Here is a 17,560-nt window from a genome sequence, read left to right as displayed (position 1 = left end):
CAACTCCTTGAGGAGACGCATGCCATGAGCCGCACACCCCTCAGAGCCGCCCTCGGTGCCGTGATACTCACGGCCGCCCTCGGCACCGCGGTGCCCGCCCACGCGGCGCCCACCTCCTCGACCACCCTGGTGGTGAGCGCCAACCAGACCCTGCGCTCGGTCACCCACGTGGCCTCGGGCAGCCTCTACGGCCTGGACACGGCGAGCGTCCCGGCGGACAGCCTCGTCGAGCCGCTGAAGCCGAACACCTTCGTACAGATGGCTCCCGGCGGCAGCCAGCTGCCCAACGGCGAGCCCAGCCCCGGCGGTGACGCCCTCGTCGTCGCCCCCGAGGCGGCCAGGGCCGGTGCCAAGGTCGTCGTACGCATGCCGGACTGGTATCCCGACTTCCCCTACAAATGGGTGAGCTGGAGCGACTGGCTGTCCGCCGTGGACAAGCAGGTCGCCTCGGTGAAGTCCTCCGGCGCCACCGACATCTCCGCCTACGAGCTGTGGAACGAACCCGACTGGACCTGGGACACCTCGGCGGCCGGCAGCTTCGACTCCGGGTGGGCGACGACGTACAAGGAGGTCCGTGCCAAGGACTCCACCACCCCGATCCAGGGCCCGAGTTACTCGGCGTGGAACCAGAGCTGGATGACCGCGTTCCTCACCGACGCCAAGGCCAGCGGCACCGTGCCCGACATCGTCTCCTGGCACGAGCTGCAGGGCTCGCAGAACATCGCCGCCCATGTCGCCGCCTACCGCACCCTGGAGACCAGCCTCGGCATCAGCGCCCGACCGATCGCCATCGAGGAGTACGGCACCACGAGCGAGGTCGGCGTCCCCGGACCGCTCGCGAGCTATGTCGCCAAGTTCGAGCGAGCCGGGGTCCACGACGCCGAACTGGCCTTCTGGAACCACTACGGCACCCTCGGCGACACCCTCACCGACACCGGCGGCTCCCCCAACGGGGCGTACTGGCTGTACAAGTGGTACGGCGACATGTCGGGGAACATGCTGGTCACCACGCCGCCTGCGCAGACCGGCATCGACGGCTTCGCCTCCCGCAACGGCGCGGGCAACCAGATCAGCGTGGTGACCGGCGGCTGCACCGGCTCGTGTGCCGTCACCGTCAACGGGCTCTCGTCGCTCTCCGCCTTCGGCAGCACCGTGCACGTCAAGCTGGAGTACACGCCGTCCAGGGGCCGTACGACCGCCGTCTCCGGGCCGGTCACCATCTCGGACACCGACTACCCGGTCAGCGGCGGCTCGATCACCGTGCCGGTGACGATGAACGCCTCCGACGGCTACCACCTGACCATCACCCCGAGCGGCTCCGCCACCTCGCTGGCCGGCCGCTACCAGATCACCAACAAGAACAGCGGCCTCGCCCTGGACACCAGCGGCGCGGGCACTGCCCAGGGCACCGCCGTCGTCCAGGCCGCCGCCACCACGGGCACCGACCAGAACTGGACGCTGGTGGCGGCCGGCAACGGCCTCTACAAGATCCAGCAGCAGGCGAGCGGACTGCTCCTCGGCATCACCAACGCGGGCACGAGTGACGGCGGCACCGCCCTGATCTGGGGTGACAACGGCACCGCCGACCACCTCTGGCAGCTGATCCCGTCCGGCGACGGCTACTACAAGATCGCCAACTACAACAGCGGGCTGCTGCTCGGGGTGACCAACATGAGCACCTCCTCCGGCGCCCAGGTCCTCCAGTGGGACGACAACGGCACCGCCGACCACCTGTGGAGACTGACCGCACGCTGACATGTGCCGCAGTGAACCCGAGCACACCCACGCGGGGCGACGACCGGCAATCGTTGCCCCGCACATCCCTCTCCGATTGATTCGCAGCCGGAAAGACCCGGTCGCTCCCACCTTCCCAGGAGTACAGCTCCGGCAGTCGGCAGATCCGAACAGGTGACCAGCAACGGGCGGTTATCGTGACGGGACTCATCGAACGCGGGCAGAGCTGGCGGAGGACGGGCGGTGTCGGACGAGGGGCGGCTGGTCGCCGGGCGGTACCGGCTGACCGAACGGATCGGACGCGGCGGCATGGGCACCGTATGGCGGGCCGAGGACGAGGTGCTGGGGCGACACGTCGCGCTCAAGCAGCTGCATCCCCGCCCGCACCTGTCCGACGACGAACTGGCCACCCTCTACGAACGCACCCGCCGCGAGGCCCGCAGCGCCGCCCGGGTCGTCCACCCCAACGTGGTCGTCGTGCACGACGTGGTGGACGACGACGGCCGCCCCTGCATCGTCATGGAGTACGTCGCCGCGCCCACCCTCGCCGACCTCCTCGACGGCGGCCGGACGCTCCCGCCCGAGGAGGCCGCCCGGATCGGCCTCGGCATGATCGGCGCACTGCGCGCCGCACACGCCGCCGGCGTCCTGCACCGGGACGTCAAGCCCGGCAACGTGCTGCTCGGCCCCGGCGACCGGATCGTGCTCACCGACTTCGGCATCGCGCTGACCGCCGGCTCGTCGACGCTCACCCAGACCGGCCAGATGGTCGGCTCGATCCCCTACATGGCCCCCGAGCGACTGCGCGGCCTGACTCCGGGACCGGCCTCGGACCTGTGGTCGCTGGGGGCCACGCTGTACCAGACGGTGGAGGGCCGGCCGCCGTTCCGGCGCGAGACCGCGATGGAGACGGCGTACGCCATCGTCACCGACCCCGTCGAGCCGATGAAGCAGGCGGGCCCGCTGGAGCCGCTCGTCCAGCTGCTGCTCGCCAAGGACCCGGCGGACCGTCCCTCGGCCGAGCAGACGGAGCGCGCGCTGCTGGCGACCTGGTCGGGAGCGGTGACGGAGGCGACGCGGCGACAGCCGACACCGACGCCGGCGGAGCAGGTGCCGGCCGGGGCGCGGACGACCGGACCGGTGACCACCGAGCCGCAGCCGACCGGCCCGGTCCGCCCCGAGCCGGTTTACGCCCAACCGGTGCACGCCCAACCGGTGCACGCCGAACCCGTCCGCGCCGAGCCGGTGCGCGGAGCCGCCGGTGCAGGTCGACGGCGGCGGCGCGCCCGGCGCGGCCGGCTCGTCCTGGCGGCCGGGGCGGTCACCCTCGCGGCGGCAGCCGCGGTCACGGCGGCCCTCGTGCTCCCGCACACACCCGCCGGCAAACACCCGGCGACGACGCCGAGGACGACGACGGCGAGCCCGCCTGTCTCCCCCTCTCCCCTCCCCCAGGCCTACCACCTCGTCACCGACAAGGCCCTCGGCGTCTCCTTCCCCGTCCCCGACGGCTGGACCACCGTCACCCGCGCCACCGACGAGGTCACCTACAAGGACCCGACCGGCCTGGCCGGCGTCACCATTGGCATGGTGGAACCGGCCGGCGCGAACCCCGTCACCCATTTCGCCGACATCGAGGCGAACACCAAGGTCAACTACCCGACGTACCGCAGGCTGCGGATGCAGCGGACCGCCTTCCGCGGGCAGCCGGCCGCGATCTGGGAGTTCACCTTCCGGGGCCGGGCCCGCGTCTTCCGCGCCATCGACCTGGGCTACGGCACGGAGGGCGGCCGGGAGTACGACATCTACCTCTCCGCGCCGGACGCGAGGTGGGACACCTACCGGCCGGTCTTCGACAACGTGAGGGACGGATTCCGTACGACCGGCTGACCGCTCGGCAACCGGGACCTTCGGCCGCTAAGTTGTCCGGCATGAGCAACCTTGACCGCGCGCCCGTTCCGAGCGTGTGCGGCGGCCGCGGATTCGTCGTCGCCGAACCCGTCCGCGAGCTGCTGAGCCCCCGCCACGTGCAACTCGGCGAGTCGACCGAGGTACGCCGGCTGCTGCCGAACCTCGGCCGTCGCATGATCGGTGCCTGGGCGTTCGTCGACCACTACGGGCCCGACGACATCGCCGACGAGCCCGGGATGCAGGTCCCGCCGCATCCGCACATGGGGCTGCAGACAGTCAGCTGGCTGCACCAGGGCGAGGTGCTGCACCGCGACTCGACCGGCAGCCTCCAGACGATCCGCCCGCGCGAGCTGGGGCTGATGACCTCGGGCCGGGCGATCAGCCACTCCGAGGAGAGCCCCAAGTCGCACGCCCGGTACCTGCACGGCGCGCAGCTGTGGGTGGCTCTCCCGGACTCCCACCGCCACACGGACCCGAGGTTCGAACACCACCCCGATCTGCCGACGGTCACGGCCCCCGGCCTGACCGCCACGGTCATCCTCGGCTCCGTCGACGGCGCGACGTCCCCCGGTACGACGTTCACCCCCATCGTCGGCGCGGACCTGGCCCTCGCCCAGGGCTCCGACCTGCGCCTGCCCCTGGAGCCCGACTTCGAGTACGGCGTCCTGGCGATGTCCGGCGAGGTGCACGTCGACGGCGTTCCGGTACTCCCGGGCTCGATGCTCTACCTGGGCTGCGGCCGCACCGAGCTCCCCCTGCGCGCGGAGTCGGACGCGTCGATCATGCTCCTGGGCGGCGAGCCGTTCGAGGAGGAGCTGATCATGTGGTGGAACTTCGTCGGACGCACCCAGGACGATATCGAACAGGCTCGCGAGGACTGGATGAACGGGTCGCGATTTGGGGAAGTGAAGGGTTACGGCGGAGCACCCCTCCCCGCTCCCGAACTGCCGCCGGTGCCGCTGAAACCGCGGGGCAGAGTGCGCTGAGCCGGGACTTCACAGTCCTGCACACAGATCCACCGGGCGAGGCGAAACGCACCCCGCCCGGTTCACTCAGATAGCGCGAGCAAAAAACGCGTCACGCCACTCGTTCCATCGCACCTCGAAGTGCAGGATTCGCCGGCGTGGGGTCTCCACGACGCCTGGGTGCCACCGCCAATGGCTCTGGTCCTCGGCCGGCAGGGGCGATTCGGTGTCGGAGCCAGTCCGATCGCGAGCGCGTTCGGCAGGCAGGAGGCGGCTTACGGTGATGGTTTCATCAGGACTGCAATGATCATCGGCGCCTAGTTAGACTCTGAGCATGCCTACGTCAGCCCCACCCAGCAACCGGTTCGAGCGGCGCCGCGCCGAGACCCGTCAGGCGCTCGTCCGTGCGGCCCGGCAGATCCTCGCCGAGACCGGCGACACCAGCGCCAGCATTCAGGCCATCGCCGAGCGCGCGGACGTCGGCTTCGGCTCCTTCTACAACCACTTCGAGTCGAAGACGGAGCTGTTCGAGGCGGCGGTGGCAGACGCCTTGGAGGAGTACGGACAGGCATTCGACACACACCTGGCAGGGATCGACGACCCCGCGGAACTCGTCGCGGCAGGATTCCGGCTCAGCGCACGCCTGACCACGTCCCACCCGGAACTGATGCAGGTGCTGCGCCGGCGCGGCCTCGGCCACATCCACTCGGACAACGGACTGGCTCGTCGCGCATCACGGGACCTTCGAGCCGGAATCGCCTCCGGCCGCTTCACCGCCCTGGACCCGACGTTCGCCCTCACCGGTCTGGGCGGAGTCCTGCTGTCCCTGGTGGAGCTGCGATTCTCCCGCCCGGACCTGGACGGCGACGAGGCCGCGGCGAACCTCGCGGAAATGGCCCTGCGCATGCTGGGCGTCCCTCCGGAGGATGCCCACGAGGTCGCCCGGCGCCCCCTTCCCGACCTCGTCTGAGCACCCTTCGGCACCGCCCCTACGCTGATGACGAACCGGGGCGGAAGGTGACCGAACGGCCGGTGAAGCGAGCTTCGATCCCGCGCTGCGTGGTGGTCACCGACCGCAGACGCAGGCCCTGGGGAACGTTCTGCAGCGGAATGAGCTGCGCGAGGGCCTTGTCGAGCACCGCCTTGAGCGGAGGCAGCAGTTCACCCTGACCGGCTCTGATGTCGGTAAAGGCGATGCGGTTGCCGCTCGCCGCCGAGACGGCCGCGCTCACGGTCACGTCACCCACGACCGGCAGGCCGGCCGTCGCATCGACCCGGTTCGGTCCGTCCCCCTGCGACACGGTCACCCCCAACGCGTGCGACAGGTCCTCGTACGACAGGAACGCGGTGGCGTCGACGCTTCGGGCGTGGGCCTCGTCGGCGCTCCCCGAGGTCTTCAACCCGTCGAGGCCGACCGTCAGCTTCGTCACGGGCAAGGGCCTGGTCGTGTCATCGGCGGGTAGGTCGTGGGCGGTGAGGTCGACGTGCCGCAGGCTGCCCTCGGCCAGTTGGGTCAGCACGGGGAAGCCACTGACGTGGACCGACGGCCGCTCCGCGGTTCCCATCCCCTCCTGAAACGCTTCGGCCGTTCGGCTCTCCGCACGGGCGGCGGCAATCCGGTCGACCGCGACGGCGCCGAGCAGCAACGCCACAACGGACGCGACGACGACGATCAGACGCCGCCTCCGGGGCGGGGGGCTTGTGTACACGGCACCTTCGCCGTAGTAGGGCTCGCCGACAAGATCGCCATCGGGTTGGGGCTGATACATGGGTGTCCACTCCAGGAAGTAATCAGGGGAACAAGTTCGGGTTGTGCGCGGTCACGCCCGCCACGCCGAGTCGGCGACCGTGTGCGGGATCCGGCCGATGTGCTGCTCAGGCGCCGATGCGCTCGGGGCGGCCGAGTCTCGCTCGGGTCGGCCGAGTCTTCGGACGCAGGATTCGGCGACACCGCCGTCCGCCCCCATCGCGACCAGCGCGGCGGTCACGGTGCCCCTACCGTCATCGGTCCAGGTCCCCGCGTTCACGCACTCAAGGAGTCCCAGCAGATACCCCTCCAGCGCCCGGCTCAACGGACCGGCCGGAACGCCGGCCTGGAAGACCCCCTGCCACTGCCCCCGCGCGATGATCGCCGCCGCCGTCTCGCGCGCGGGGGCGAGCACCTCGTCGACCCGCTCGGCCCCGAGGTCCTGGGGCGCGAGTCGAAGAAGAATGCGATACCGGTCGCCGACCGGCCACACGGCCATGACGAAGCGCGCCAGCTCCGTGACGGCGTCCGGCACGGGAGCCCCCAGGGCCCCGATCGCCTGTCGCAGTGACTCGGCGGCGTCCTCCACCAGCCCCTCCATGAGGGCGGCCCGGCCGCTGAAGTGGCCGTAGACGGTGCGCCGCACCACCCCCGCCACCTCGGCGATGTCACCGAGGCTGCTGTCGGGGTTACGGCTGAGCTCCTGCCGTGCGGCCTCGATGATGCGAGCCCGTGTGAGGCGGGTGCGGTTGCGGGCCGGTGTGTCTGCCGCCTGTGCGCGGGTCATATCAAGCCTCCGGCCGACGGGGGGAGGACAACCCGATACTTGCACGCCTGCGAGCAATAAACCAGTCTGCACATTGGCGGGCAATTAATCGTCCGAGGTGCCCCGCAGGCCCAGGCCCTGGTCGGCGCGGTCCACGAGTCCTTCGCCCACGCCATCGCCCACACCAGCCTCATCGGCGGCATCATCATGGCGGTCGGCACCGTGATCGTCATTGCCGTCCTCCCCGGCCGCAAGCACAAGGGCAGGCACCGCCACCAGGAGACGACGGTCACGCCGGCGGAGACCGAACCCGTGAGCGCCGCCTGAGCCTTCGAGGCCGACGCGGGCTGCGTCCGCCGAGCGGAGGACGCCGGAGGCCCGTGCCGGATCGGCATCCTCCCCAAGACGGGCCGTGCCTGATCCGCCCGAGCTCGTGACGCACGGCGGCCAGGATGCGCGCCCGGTTGGACCGCGCGTTACGCCGCTGCGGCACTCGGCCAACGGGCTGGGACACGGAAGACCTCGACGGAAGTGATCGGCGAGAGAACAGGCCGCCATCCCGGCACGCAGGTCCAGGCACGATCCGAAGCCCGGCCGCGCTCCGGGCCGGCCGCTCGGACCGGTGGCACTTTGGCGCCGGCCCACCCCCACGACCGGATCCCGCCCGAAACCACGACGCCCGGCAAGCGCCCCCACCCGCCCCGCCCATCGACTTCAAAGCCGCTGTTGACGATCAAAGGATCATGCGCCGCCTCCGCCCTCGCCGGTGTCCTGGCGACACCCGCCACCGCCCACGCCGACGGCGTCGCCGCCGCCCACCCCCAGTTCGGTTCCCGCCGGCAGGTAGCGGCAGGCGACCTCCACGGCGGACTGTTCCGGCGCCCGTGTCTGGAGGAGACTGCGCTGGAGGGTCAGAGCGGTGGCGCGGGCGTGCGTGTAACGCCGGGCGTTGTCGACGGCGACGGCCGCCCTGGCGACGATCTCCTGGGCCAGGAGCAGGTCCTCGTCGTCGTAGCGATCGGGGTTGCGGCCGCGGGAGAACTGCGCGACGCCGAGCGTGGTCCGGCGGGCTCGCAGCGGAACCGCCAGCGTCGAGTGGATGGCCGAACGGTCGTCGGGCCCGTCGGCGTGATACCTGCCGGGTTGCCCGGTCGTCAGAGCCCGGTGCAGTCGCGACGAGACCGGATAGCTGTGGAGCTGCTTCGGTGTGATTCCCGTTCCCGGGCTGTCGTCGGTCACCGAGCGCTGCGCGTACCGGCGCATCGTCAACGGTGCACCCGCGGCGGCGTCCTGTCCGACCAGTAGGGAGTCGAGGAGGTCGACGGTGGCCAGATCGGCGAAATGCTCGGTGGCGAGGCCGGCCAGTTCCTCGGCTGTGCGTGCGATGTCCAGGGTGGTACCGATGCGCATCCCGGCCTCGTTGACCATGGACAGCCGCCATCTCAGCCGACGGTCCCGCTCCTCCTGAAACGCCACGACACCCTGCTCGGAAGTTCGGTCCACGTACCCCGTCGCCAACTCGATCAGTTCGCGCGCCGACGCGCTGACCAGTTCGGCGTCGTCCGTCAGCCGGGGCAGCGCCTCGATCATCCGGTTGATGACGATGGCCTGGGCCAGCCGGTGAGCTCTCAGCATGGTGTTGACGGGAATCCCCCGCCGGGCCAGCCGACGCGCGCGATCACTGTCGGCGGCCGGTGGCTCGATCTTGTCCGGCTCGATGCCGAACTCGATGCCGATCAGTGCACCGACGATGTGTTCGGCGACGTTCTCGGATGTCATACAGGCGATGTCCGGGTCGTCCCAGAGTTCGGGAACCTGCTCCGCAGGACCTGCGCCACATCCGAGATCAGCGCGTCCGCACTCGTTACGCCGTACGGGCGAGTAGGGACGGCGGAGGGCCGAGCGGCACTCTCACTCGGCCTCCCGCACGCGGCTTGAGATCGATGCTGGTCGATCGGGGTATCGGCCTCCACCGGGCCGCCACCGGGCGCCCGGTCATCCGTGCCGCGAGAGTCCTGTCGAAGGCTGTCGCCATCAGGGGCCGAAGCCGCACACCCGCCATCACAAAACCACTACATCAGGCAAGCCGGATACTCCGGCTAGACCCGTCCGCCACTGCACTGAAGCCCGCTATTGACGATCAAAGCATCAACACTGATGATTTCCTCATTGCGGCAATGTTGCTTGGAGGACACCATGTCCGAAACCCACGTCAACGCAGTCGGCGCCGGCGACGTCAGGACGGCCCACCAGGACCTCCACAGCGAGCAGGGTGCACTGCGCGGCGAGCATCCGGGGCGGTCCCGGAACCCCGTGATCAAGGTGGCGGACCTGGCCTGGCTGGAGTTCGAGAAGCCCGACCTGGACCGGGCGGGGACCTTCGCCCGCGACTTCGGGTTCGGGATCGCCGCCCGCACGGACGACGAGCTGTGGCTGCGCGGTACTTTCGCCGGCTCCCCGTGCATGGTGATCCGCAGGGGCCGCACCAGCCGCTTCATCGGCCCGGCCTTCCGGGCGGCGGAACGGGCCGACCTGGACCGGCTCGCCCGGGCGACGGGGACGGACGTGCGGGACGCGGACGTCCCTGGCGGCGGAAAGGCCGTACACCTGCTCGACCCGTCCGGTTTCCCCGTGCGGGTGGTGCACTGCGGCGAGGACCTGCCCGCGCTGCCTGAACAGCGGCCGCTGCTCCTCAACTTCGGCACCGATCACCGGCGCAGGAACGCCACCCAGCGCCCGGCGCGCGAGCCGTCCCGGATCCAGCGCCTCGGGCATCTGGTGCTGGAGACACGGGTGTTCGCCCGCGCCCTGGACTGGTACCTGGACACCCTCGGCCTGATCGTGTCCGACTTCCTCTTCCTGGACGGCCAGCGCGGGCGCGGTCCCACGATGGCGTTCATCCGCTGCGACCAGGGCAGTCTGGCCGTCGACCACCACACCCTGGCCATGCACCTGGGCCCGGGCAACGGCTATGTGCACTCCGCCTACCAGGTCACCGACCTGGACTCCATCGCCGCCGGCGGCGAGTACCTCAAGGAGCGCGGCTACCAGCGCAGCTGGGGCATCGGCCGGCACATCCAGGGCAGCCAGCTCTTCGACTACTGGCGCGACCCGGACCGCTTCATGCTGGAGCACTTCGCCGACGGCGACCTGTTCTCCTGCGACGTCGAACCCGGCTGGGCGCCGATGTCCACGAGCGGCCTCGCCCAGTGGGGACCGCCCGCCACCCGCGACTTCCTCGGCGCGAACCCCTCTCCGCAACGCGTCCGCGACGTCATCGAAGCGCTGCGCGGCGACAACGAGATGGACCCCGCCCGGCTCCTCGGCCTGCTCAAGGCCGCCAACTCCTGACCCCCACCCCCGCGACGAAAGCACCGACATGAGCACCAGCATCCTGCGCACCGCCGAAGGCTGGTGGGTGGTCCGCGACGCGCGGGCCGTCCGCATCGACACCAAGGCCGTCACCACCGCCGAGTTGATCGCCGACCGGGCCGCCGTGCTGGAGGCGGCCCTCTCGGACGAGACGGGGACACCTGTCGCCGACCTGGTCGCCCTCTCCCCCGTCACCGCCCCCTGCCGGGTGGTCGCCCAGATGGTCAACTACCGCAGCCATGCCCGCGACTCGGGCTTCACCGGCGACATCCCCCCGGCCTTCTTCCGCAAGGCGTCCGGCTCGGTCAGCGGCCCCGACCAGGCCATCGTCCGCCCGGCACACGTGAAGTTCCTCGACTACGAGGTGGAGCTGGGCCTGGTCATGGGCGCGCCACTGCCGGTGGGCACGGTCGTCGAGGAACGGGACCTGCCGTCGTACGTCGCCGGACTCGTGGTCACCAACGACGTGAGCGCGCGGGACGTGCAGCTCACGAAGACGCAGTTCTACGAGAGCAAGTCGTATCCGACCTTCCCGCCCACTGGGCCGTACCTCTCCCTGCTGGACCCCGAGGACTTCGCCCACTTCCTCGACCTGCGGCTCAGGCTGAGCGTGAACGGCGAGCTGCGCCAGGACCGCGCCCTCGCCGACATGATCGTCCGCCCCGCACAGGCACTCACCCTGCTCGCCCGCTTCCAGACCCTCGACCCCGGCGACCTGCTGCTCACCGGCACCCCCGGCGGCACCGCCCTCAAGGCTCCGCCGAAGGCCGTCGAGAAGATCGGCTCACTCCTGCCGCCCGCCATGAAGTGGAAGGCGTTCTTCAAGAGCCAGGCCCGCAACCCGCACTACCTCAACCGGGGCGACCTGGTCACCGCGACGATCGCCACCCCGGACGGGCGGATCGACCTCGGCGAGCAGCGCAATCCCGTGACCGACGCGAACTAAGACCCTAAGCGAGCCGCACATGACCGCCGAACGCATCCCGCCGGACCTCCCCGTGGTGACCGCCGAACACACTCCGCCGGACGCACCCGTGGTGATCGTCGGAGCCGGACCGGTGGGCGTGACCGCCGCCCTCCTGCTGGCCCGGCGCGGGGTACGGACCCTCGTTCTCGAACGCCACCACGGCGTCTACCCGCTGCCGCGCGCCGTCGCCACCGACGACGAGGTCCACCGCATCCTCCAGGCGGTCGGCGTCCACGAGGAGTTCGCGGCCATCGCCCGCCCCGCACGCGGACTGCGGCTGCTGGACGCCCGGCACCGGGTGCTGGCCGAATTCCCGCGGACCGCGCAGGGAACCCACGGCTACCCGCAGACCAGCATGTTCGACCAGCCCGAGCTGGAGCAGGTGCTGCGCACGGCACTGGCCCGCACCCCGGAGTGCGAACTGCGCGGCGGAGCGGAGGTCACCGCCGTCGCGCAGGACTGCGCCGGTCCGGTCCAGGTGGTCTACCGCGACGACCGCGGGGAGCACGAGGTCCGCGCGGCCGCCGTCCTCGGCTGCCACGGCGCCAACAGCCTCACCCGCCAGGCCGTCGGCGCCGCCTGGGAGGACCTCCGCTTCGAGGAGACCTGGACCGTCATCGACGTGCGCACCAGCCTCCCGGTCCGCTCCTGGGAGGGCGTCGAGCAGATCTGTGACCCGCACCGGCCGGGCACCTTCATGCGGGTCGGCGAGGACCGCTACCGCTGGGAGTTCCGGCTGCCGGACGGCGCGGAGCTGGACGAGGAGCGGCTGCGGCAACTGGTCGCGCCGTGGGTGGACCTCGCGCCCGGCGCCGACTTCGAGGTGGTGCGCCAGGCGCAGTACACCTTCCGGGCCCGGATCGCCGACCGCTGGCGCCGGGGCCGGGTCTTCCTGCTCGGCGACGCCGCCCACCTCACTCCCCCGTTCATCGGACAGGGGCTGTGCGCCGGACTGCGCGACGCCTACAACCTCAGCTGGAAGCTCGCCCGGATCCTGCGGCAGGGCGGCGACGACAGGCTGCTGGACACCTACGAGAGTGAACGCAGGCCGCACGCCCGGCACGTGATCCGGCTCGCGGTCGCCATGGGGTGGGCCATGACCGGCGGCCAGGACGGCGCCGCCGCGCTGCGCCCGGTGGCCCTGAACGCGGCGGTCCGGATCCCGGGCCTGACCGAGCTGGCCGTCCGCGACCTGAGCCCGGCGCTGACCGCCGGTCCGCTGGTACGACGCCGGTTCCGCGTCGGCGGCCGCGACCCCGTGGGCCGCCTCGGCCCCCAGCCGTGGGTGACCGCCGAGGGGCGGCGCGTCCGCCTCGACGACCTGCTCGGTGACGGCTTCGCCGTTCTGGCCGCCGCGCCGCTCTCCCCCTGGCTGCGAACGGTCACCGACAGCCTGGGCGCCCGAACCGTCCTCGTGACGGCTCTGGACGACGACGGCAGCCTCGCCGCCTGGCTGCGCGCGGCGCACGCCGACGCCGTGCTGCTGCGCCCGGACCGCGTCGTGATGGACCTGGTCCCGGCCGGTGGCCGCGACTTCGGCGGCAGGGCCGACTGGGCACCCCTGCTGCACACCACGCGGGCCCCGCGCCCTTTTCCTTCCCAACGGACTGTTGGGACAAGCCTGCTGAGGAGTAGCAGGCGATGAACGCGCCGTACCCGGCACCTTTCTTCCCGCCCGATCCGCAGACGGCCGCAGGCAGCCGCATCGCGGAGTTCGCCCGGCGGCAGGGCATCGACAGCGGTGACTACGCGGCCCTGCACCGCTGGTCGGTCACCGACCTGGAGGGCTTCTGGGCCGGTGTCTGGGAGTACTTCGGCATCGACGCCGCCACGCCGTACGAGCAGGTGCTGGCGGAGGAACGGATGCCGGACGCCCGCTGGTTCACCGGGGCCACCCTCAACTACGCCCACCACGCGCTGCGGCACCTCGCCGACGACGACACGGCGATCGTCGCCCTGGACGAGACCGGCTCCGGGTACGAGGTGACCGGGAAGCGGCTGCGCGCCCAGGTCGCGTCGGTCGCCGCCACCCTGCGCGACCTCGGCGTCGGCGAGGGCGACCGGGTCGTCGGCTACCTGCCCAACACCCCGCACGCGATCGTCGCGATCGTCGCGTTCCTCGCCGCCGCGAGCCTGGGCGCGGTGTGGTCGGTGTGCGGGCAGGACTACGCCCCGCAGGCCGCCGCCGACCGGTTCGCCCAGCTCGAACCCACGACGGCCGCCTCCTACTCGTCGGTGGGGGCGGTGGGTTCACGGGGTGGTGCGGTGGGGGCGTATGCGTCGGCTCCGCACATCGGCGAGGAAGGCCAGGACGAGCATGCACCTCATGCTGGTCGTCACGTCACGTGAACGACCGGCTGTAGTACCGGGCCGGACTCATGCAGGACGAGAAACGGCGCCACAGCTGACGGGATTTCGGCGATGTCTGTGACTGAGGGTGGCATGGACATGGGCTGGGGGCGCTGACACCATCTGATGAATGGCCGGCGACAGTAGAACGCGTTCCTCGATCTGGCACAATCGCGAATTCCTGCTGTTATGGGGCGGCCAGACGGTCAGCGAGATGGGGACGCAGATCACCGTTCTCGCTCTGCCGTTGGTCGCCGTCGTGTTGTTGGAAGCCTCCGCGTTCCAGGTCGGCCTATTGGCGGCGGCGGAGACAAGTGCGTATCTCCTGGTGGCGCTGCCGGCCGGGGCCATAGTGGACCGGATCGCCAAGCGCCGGCTGATGATCTGGTGCGACCTCGCGCTGTTCGTGGTGATCGGCTCGGTGCCGCTGGCACACGCCGCCGGAGCGCTGACGCTCGCTCAGCTCTATGTTGTCGCACTGGTCTCCGGCGTGCTCTCCGTGTTCTTCTCAGTCGCCTACCAGGCCTATCTGCCGACGGTCCTTCACCGCGACCAGCTCATGGACGGCAACGGCAAGCTCGCCGCCTCCCGGTCGGTCGCACAGATCGCCGGACCCAGTACGGGCGCGGGGCTGGTGACGCTGGTGGGCGCCGCGGGGGCGATGGCCGCCGACGCGTTCTCCTTCGCGTTTTCGGCGTGCTCATTGTCGGCGATCCGTACCCGTGAGCCGCACCGTCCCCGGCCACAAGCCGACCAGCCTCCCACGCTGCGATCGCAGATCCGTGAGGGCCTCGACCATGTCTTCCGCGATCCCATCCTGCGCAACTCGGTGGCGTTCAACGGCACCGCCAATTTCTTCGTCATCATGGTGGAGACCCTCGGCCCGGTGTTCCTGATCCGCACACTGCATCTACGGCCGGGCCTGGTCGGGCTGCTGCTGGCGCTGGGGGCCGTCGGTGGGGTAGGGGGCGGCGTGGCGGCACGGTACCTCGCCCTGAGGTTCGGCTCGGCGCGGATCAGCTGGATCTCGATGACCGTGCTGTCGCTGCCCGGTCTGCTCATCCCACTGGCCGGGCGCGGTTGGTGGGTCCTGCTGTTCGGCATCGGCTGGATCTCGTGGACCTTCTCCTCCACCGTCGCGGGCATCTCGCTGACCAGCTACCGCCAGGCCGCCTGCCCGCCGGAGATGCTCGGCCGGGTCAGCGCCGCCGCTCGCTGGATCACCTGGGGCACACTGCCGCTCGGCGGTCTGGCCGGCGGCGCGCTCGCCACCGCCTTCGGCGTCCAGACCACGTTGTGGATCGCCGTCGCCGGCGGCTGCTGCGCGGGACTGTGGCTGTTCTTCTCACCGTTGCGCGGGATGCGCGACATCCCGCTCAAGGAACCCGAACCTGAACCCGAAGCCATGGCCGAAAAGCCGTGACAACACCCCGATGTCGTCAGGCCGTTCACCACGGCCGACCGAACGACCGGCGCCGCCACCCGGAACGAGTGTCGTCGAAGACAGTCACACCGTCATCGGATGGGGGAACCGATGATCCCGCTTTCCCACGCCCACCGTGGACTGTGGTTTGTGTCCCGACTCGGAGAACACGGCGCGGCCTACAACGTGCCACTGGCCCTCCGGCTGACCGGAAGCCTCGACCGCGATGCGCTGCTCCAGGCTTTCACCGACGTCGTCGAGTGACACGAGGTGCTGCGCACCGGCTTTCTGGAAGTCGACGGCGAGCCCTACCAACAGGTACGCGATACCGAGCAGGCCCGGCCCGTCTTCCTTGTGCGGGAGAGCGATCCGGAGCGGCTGACCGACGATCTCGACAGCGCGGCACGCCATGTCTTCGACCTTGCCGCCGAACTCCCCGTCCACTGCGGCTGCCCGTGCTCGGTGAGACCGACCACGTCCTGCTGGTGCTGTCCCACCACATCTGCCGGTCTTGCAATCCCGCATCACCGTGTAGCCGCCGGCGATTTACCCACTTGCCGGCGCATGCGCGAGAGATGCTCATCTCAGCGGCGACGGGGGCGAGGGGACGTGTCCGGCACCGCTTCACGAGCCGCCTACGGCCCTCGACGCTCAGGGGCGCATTCGCGTGGGGCACTCGTCGTCCTCTCGAAGCCAGACGACGGCAGGCGCGACACCTGTCGTGCGCGCCTGCCGCATTGCGGCCTTTCAGCCCCGCGGTGCGACGCGGATACGGTTCCCGTCAGGATCGGCTGCGAGGAAGGTCAGCCCGAACCCCGCATCATGAGGCTCGCGCAGGATCGTGACCCCCTGGGAATTCCACTGCTCAAAGGTCGCGTTGAGCTCGTCGGGTCCACCGTCGATGGCCAGGCAGACCTCACCGGTGCGCGGGACGTCCGGTGACAGATCCTCGAACTGGCCAGACCACAGACCGAGGTCAGCGCCTGGCCCGAGGTCGAAGGTGATGTATCCCGAAGTCTCGAACGAGGGGCTCATGCCGAGGAGGCCGCCGTAGAAACGAGCTGCGGCGGGAGCGTCGTTCACGTAGACGATGGACACGACGGATGCGGTCATGGTTGTTCCTTCTCCCAGGTCGTAGGTACGCATCCACCAGCCTGACCGGGATATGCGCCGCGTCGTGTCGCACATTCCTGAAAAAATTGGCGTGTGACCCCAGACCGCTTCTTCACCCTGATGCTGCTCCTCACATCGAGGGATGCCGTGACCACTCAGGAACTTGCCTCAGCGCTCGGGGTGTCCCTTCGAACCATCACCCGAGACCTGAACTGGCTCCGCGACGCCGGTCTGCCGGTGACCGCACACCGGGGCCGCCTCGGAGGCGTGACCATGCTGCCCGGGTCCGGGCCCGACCTCACGCGACTCACACCGGGCGAGCGTGATCATCTGTCGCTCACCGGGCTGGACGAGAAGCAACGTGCGGAGCTCAACGCATCGGCCGAAAGCCGGCGTGCGCTCTCCAAGATCGCCGCTGCACAGCCACGTCGAGTTCATGAGCTCCTGCCGCTCACCGACGTGGTGCACGTGGACAGCCGTCCCTGGCGTCAGGCACGAGCTTCCGGCACGACTCCGGCTTCGCTGATCGGCGCAGTGCGGCGAGGCCGCCGGCTACGGATCGAGTACGACAGCCCACGCGAGTCATACCCACGCGACCTGGTCGTGGATCCCTACGGGCTGTTCGCCAAGGCCGGCATCTGGTACCTCGTCGCCGACTGTGCCCGAGTGCCACGGATGTACCGACTCGAACGGATCACGACGTGGAAAGAAGTCGACCAGCCACGACGGATCCGCGAGAGCCAGACCCTGGCCACCGTCGCTGCCGCGCTCACTGATCAGTGGGAGCACAACCACGCGATAGAGGTCAGCGCCACCATCGACCAGACCCAGATCGAGCGAGCGCAACGGATCTTTGGCCAACGACTCGTCCCGGACGACCAAGAAGAATCCGCCACCGGCCACAAGGTAACGATCCGCTTCCTGCATCTGGAGGACGTGCGAGCACTACTGCCGTTCGGGAGCGCCATCACTGTGCACGGCCCCACCGAAGCCAGGGCTCACCTCAGCGACCTCGCCACCAACCTTGCCCACCACTATGCGCCGTCACCAACGTCCTGACCCGCAACAGCCAGACGCCGAGTAACCGCACCACTCAGCACGAGCCGGCACCGCCGACCAACAACAGGGCGAACGTTGCCTGATGCGGCACCAGGTCGTGTCTCCCCCCACTCCGGTGGGGCGTGGGGGGCTTCGTCGGTGCTCGTAGACTCGTGAC

The 17,560-nt window shown here is 70.3% G+C and carries 14 protein-coding genes and 4 pseudogenes; 12 read left to right on the top strand and 6 right to left on the bottom strand.

The window, feature by feature from the left end:
• The first annotated feature begins 24 nt into the window (after positions 1-24).
• The 4 genes from SSP29_RS42535 (at position 25) to SSP29_RS42520 (ending at position 5,577) form a co-directional block, all read left to right on the top strand.
• Positions 25-1,755, top strand: a complete 1,731-nt coding sequence (locus SSP29_RS42535) for an RICIN domain-containing protein (RefSeq protein ID WP_089106305.1) — start codon at positions 25-27, stop codon at positions 1,753-1,755.
• A 222-nt stretch (positions 1,756-1,977) separates the two neighbouring features.
• Entirely contained in the window at positions 1,978-3,621 is a 1,644-nt protein-coding gene (locus tag SSP29_RS42530) for a serine/threonine-protein kinase (RefSeq protein WP_089106304.1), read from the top strand.
• 41 nt (positions 3,622-3,662) lie between these two features.
• Complete coding sequence (locus SSP29_RS42525; RefSeq protein WP_089106303.1) at positions 3,663-4,628, top strand: pirin family protein; 966 nt, start codon at positions 3,663-3,665, stop codon at positions 4,626-4,628.
• Between the two features lie 313 nt (positions 4,629-4,941).
• Positions 4,942-5,577: a TetR/AcrR family transcriptional regulator gene (locus SSP29_RS42520; protein ID WP_089106302.1), complete on the top strand. Its 636-nt coding sequence runs from the start codon at positions 4,942-4,944 to the stop codon at positions 5,575-5,577.
• A 19-nt stretch (positions 5,578-5,596) separates the two neighbouring features.
• Here the strand turns inward: SSP29_RS42520 and SSP29_RS42515 are convergent, their stop codons facing one another.
• Positions 5,597-6,376: an LmeA family phospholipid-binding protein gene (locus tag SSP29_RS42515; RefSeq protein WP_089106301.1), complete on the bottom strand. Its 780-nt coding sequence runs from the start codon at positions 6,374-6,376 to the stop codon at positions 5,597-5,599.
• Positions 6,377-6,427: 51 nt separating this feature from the next.
• Positions 6,428-7,141: a TetR/AcrR family transcriptional regulator gene (locus tag SSP29_RS42510; RefSeq protein ID WP_089106300.1), complete on the bottom strand. Its 714-nt coding sequence runs from the start codon at positions 7,139-7,141 to the stop codon at positions 6,428-6,430.
• Positions 7,142-7,237: 96 nt separating this feature from the next.
• Here SSP29_RS42510 and SSP29_RS57485 point away from each other — a divergent pair.
• Positions 7,238-7,447: pseudogene (locus SSP29_RS57485) on the top strand (MFS transporter); the annotation flags it as partial.
• A 94-nt stretch (positions 7,448-7,541) separates the two neighbouring features.
• On the opposite strand, the pseudogene SSP29_RS60540 reads toward SSP29_RS57485, so the two are convergent.
• Both SSP29_RS60540 and SSP29_RS42495 read right to left on the bottom strand, forming a co-directional pair.
• Positions 7,542-7,634, bottom strand: a pseudogene (locus SSP29_RS60540) (TetR/AcrR family transcriptional regulator); the annotation flags it as partial.
• Between the two features lie 227 nt (positions 7,635-7,861).
• Entirely contained in the window at positions 7,862-8,899 is a 1,038-nt protein-coding gene (locus SSP29_RS42495) for an RsbRD N-terminal domain-containing protein (RefSeq protein WP_107436376.1), read from the bottom strand.
• 417 nt (positions 8,900-9,316) lie between these two features.
• Here SSP29_RS42495 and SSP29_RS42490 point away from each other — a divergent pair, with 417 nt between their 5' ends.
• The 6 genes and pseudogenes from SSP29_RS42490 to SSP29_RS61420 all read left to right on the top strand — a co-directional run bounded on the left by SSP29_RS42490 (position 9,317) and on the right by SSP29_RS61420 (position 15,495).
• Positions 9,317-10,471 carry a VOC family protein gene (locus SSP29_RS42490; RefSeq protein ID WP_089106298.1) on the top strand — a complete coding sequence of 385 codons (1,155 nt, stop codon included), beginning with the start codon at positions 9,317-9,319 and terminating at the stop codon, positions 10,469-10,471.
• Positions 10,472-10,499: 28 nt separating this feature from the next.
• Positions 10,500-11,438 (top strand): fumarylacetoacetate hydrolase family protein, encoded by a 939-nt coding sequence (locus tag SSP29_RS42485; RefSeq protein WP_089106297.1) that lies wholly within the window; start codon positions 10,500-10,502, stop codon positions 11,436-11,438.
• Between the two features lie 19 nt (positions 11,439-11,457).
• The gene (gene mhpA / locus SSP29_RS42480) at positions 11,458-13,104 is read left to right on the top strand and encodes a bifunctional 3-(3-hydroxy-phenyl)propionate/3-hydroxycinnamic acid hydroxylase MhpA (RefSeq protein WP_089106296.1); all 1,647 of its coding nucleotides are present in this window, start codon (positions 11,458-11,460) and stop codon (positions 13,102-13,104) included.
• Positions 13,101-13,673, top strand: a pseudogene (locus SSP29_RS42475) (acetyl-coenzyme A synthetase N-terminal domain-containing protein); the annotation flags it as partial. The gene mhpA and the pseudogene SSP29_RS42475, both read left to right, overlap by 4 nt.
• A gap of 265 nt (positions 13,674-13,938) precedes the next feature.
• Entirely contained in the window at positions 13,939-15,231 is a 1,293-nt protein-coding gene (locus tag SSP29_RS42470; RefSeq protein ID WP_089106295.1) for an MFS transporter, read from the top strand.
• A 99-nt stretch (positions 15,232-15,330) separates the two neighbouring features.
• The gene (locus tag SSP29_RS61420) at positions 15,331-15,495 is read left to right on the top strand and encodes a condensation domain-containing protein (protein WP_107436364.1); all 165 of its coding nucleotides are present in this window, start codon (positions 15,331-15,333) and stop codon (positions 15,493-15,495) included.
• Between the two features lie 241 nt (positions 15,496-15,736).
• Here the strand turns inward: SSP29_RS61420 and SSP29_RS57475 are convergent.
• Positions 15,737-15,907, bottom strand: a pseudogene (locus SSP29_RS57475) (IS481 family transposase); the annotation flags it as partial.
• Positions 15,908-15,978: 71 nt separating this feature from the next.
• Positions 15,979-16,344 carry a VOC family protein gene (locus SSP29_RS42460; RefSeq protein ID WP_089106294.1) on the bottom strand — a complete coding sequence of 122 codons (366 nt, stop codon included), beginning with the start codon at positions 16,342-16,344 and terminating at the stop codon, positions 15,979-15,981.
• 93 nt (positions 16,345-16,437) lie between these two features.
• Here SSP29_RS42460 and SSP29_RS42455 point away from each other — a divergent pair, with 93 nt between their 5' ends.
• Positions 16,438-17,403, top strand: a complete 966-nt coding sequence (locus SSP29_RS42455) for a helix-turn-helix transcriptional regulator (RefSeq protein WP_089106293.1) — start codon at positions 16,438-16,440, stop codon at positions 17,401-17,403.
• The last annotated feature ends 157 nt before the right edge of the window (positions 17,404-17,560 follow it).

Source organism: Streptomyces hyaluromycini (assembly GCF_002217755.1).
In the GTDB taxonomy this organism is placed as follows: Bacteria; Actinomycetota; Actinomycetes; order Streptomycetales; family Streptomycetaceae; genus Streptomyces; species Streptomyces hyaluromycini.
The sequence above is the reverse complement of the archived record's forward strand: the minus strand, read 5'-3'. Positions and strand labels throughout refer to the sequence as shown.

Coding starts and splice junctions, on each gene's coding strand:
- SSP29_RS42535 (WP_089106305.1), top strand. CDS start 25: ATGAGCCGCACACCCCTCAGAGCCGCCCTCGGTGCCGTGATACTCACG.
- SSP29_RS42525 (WP_089106303.1), top strand. CDS start 3,663: ATGAGCAACCTTGACCGCGCGCCCGTTCCGAGCGTGTGCGGCGGCCGC.
- SSP29_RS42520 (WP_089106302.1), top strand. CDS start 4,942: ATGCCTACGTCAGCCCCACCCAGCAACCGGTTCGAGCGGCGCCGCGCC.
- SSP29_RS42515 (WP_089106301.1), bottom strand. CDS start 6,376: ATGTATCAGCCCCAACCCGATGGCGATCTTGTCGGCGAGCCCTACTAC.
- SSP29_RS42510 (WP_089106300.1), bottom strand. CDS start 7,141: ATGACCCGCGCACAGGCGGCAGACACACCGGCCCGCAACCGCACCCGC.
- SSP29_RS42495 (WP_107436376.1), bottom strand. CDS start 8,899: ATGACATCCGAGAACGTCGCCGAACACATCGTCGGTGCACTGATCGGC.
- SSP29_RS42490 (WP_089106298.1), top strand. CDS start 9,317: ATGTCCGAAACCCACGTCAACGCAGTCGGCGCCGGCGACGTCAGGACG.
- SSP29_RS42485 (WP_089106297.1), top strand. CDS start 10,500: ATGAGCACCAGCATCCTGCGCACCGCCGAAGGCTGGTGGGTGGTCCGC.
- mhpA (WP_089106296.1), top strand. CDS start 11,458: ATGACCGCCGAACGCATCCCGCCGGACCTCCCCGTGGTGACCGCCGAA.
- SSP29_RS42470 (WP_089106295.1), top strand. CDS start 13,939: ATGGCCGGCGACAGTAGAACGCGTTCCTCGATCTGGCACAATCGCGAA.
- SSP29_RS61420 (WP_107436364.1), top strand. CDS start 15,331: ATGGGGGAACCGATGATCCCGCTTTCCCACGCCCACCGTGGACTGTGG.
- SSP29_RS42460 (WP_089106294.1), bottom strand. CDS start 16,344: ATGACCGCATCCGTCGTGTCCATCGTCTACGTGAACGACGCTCCCGCC.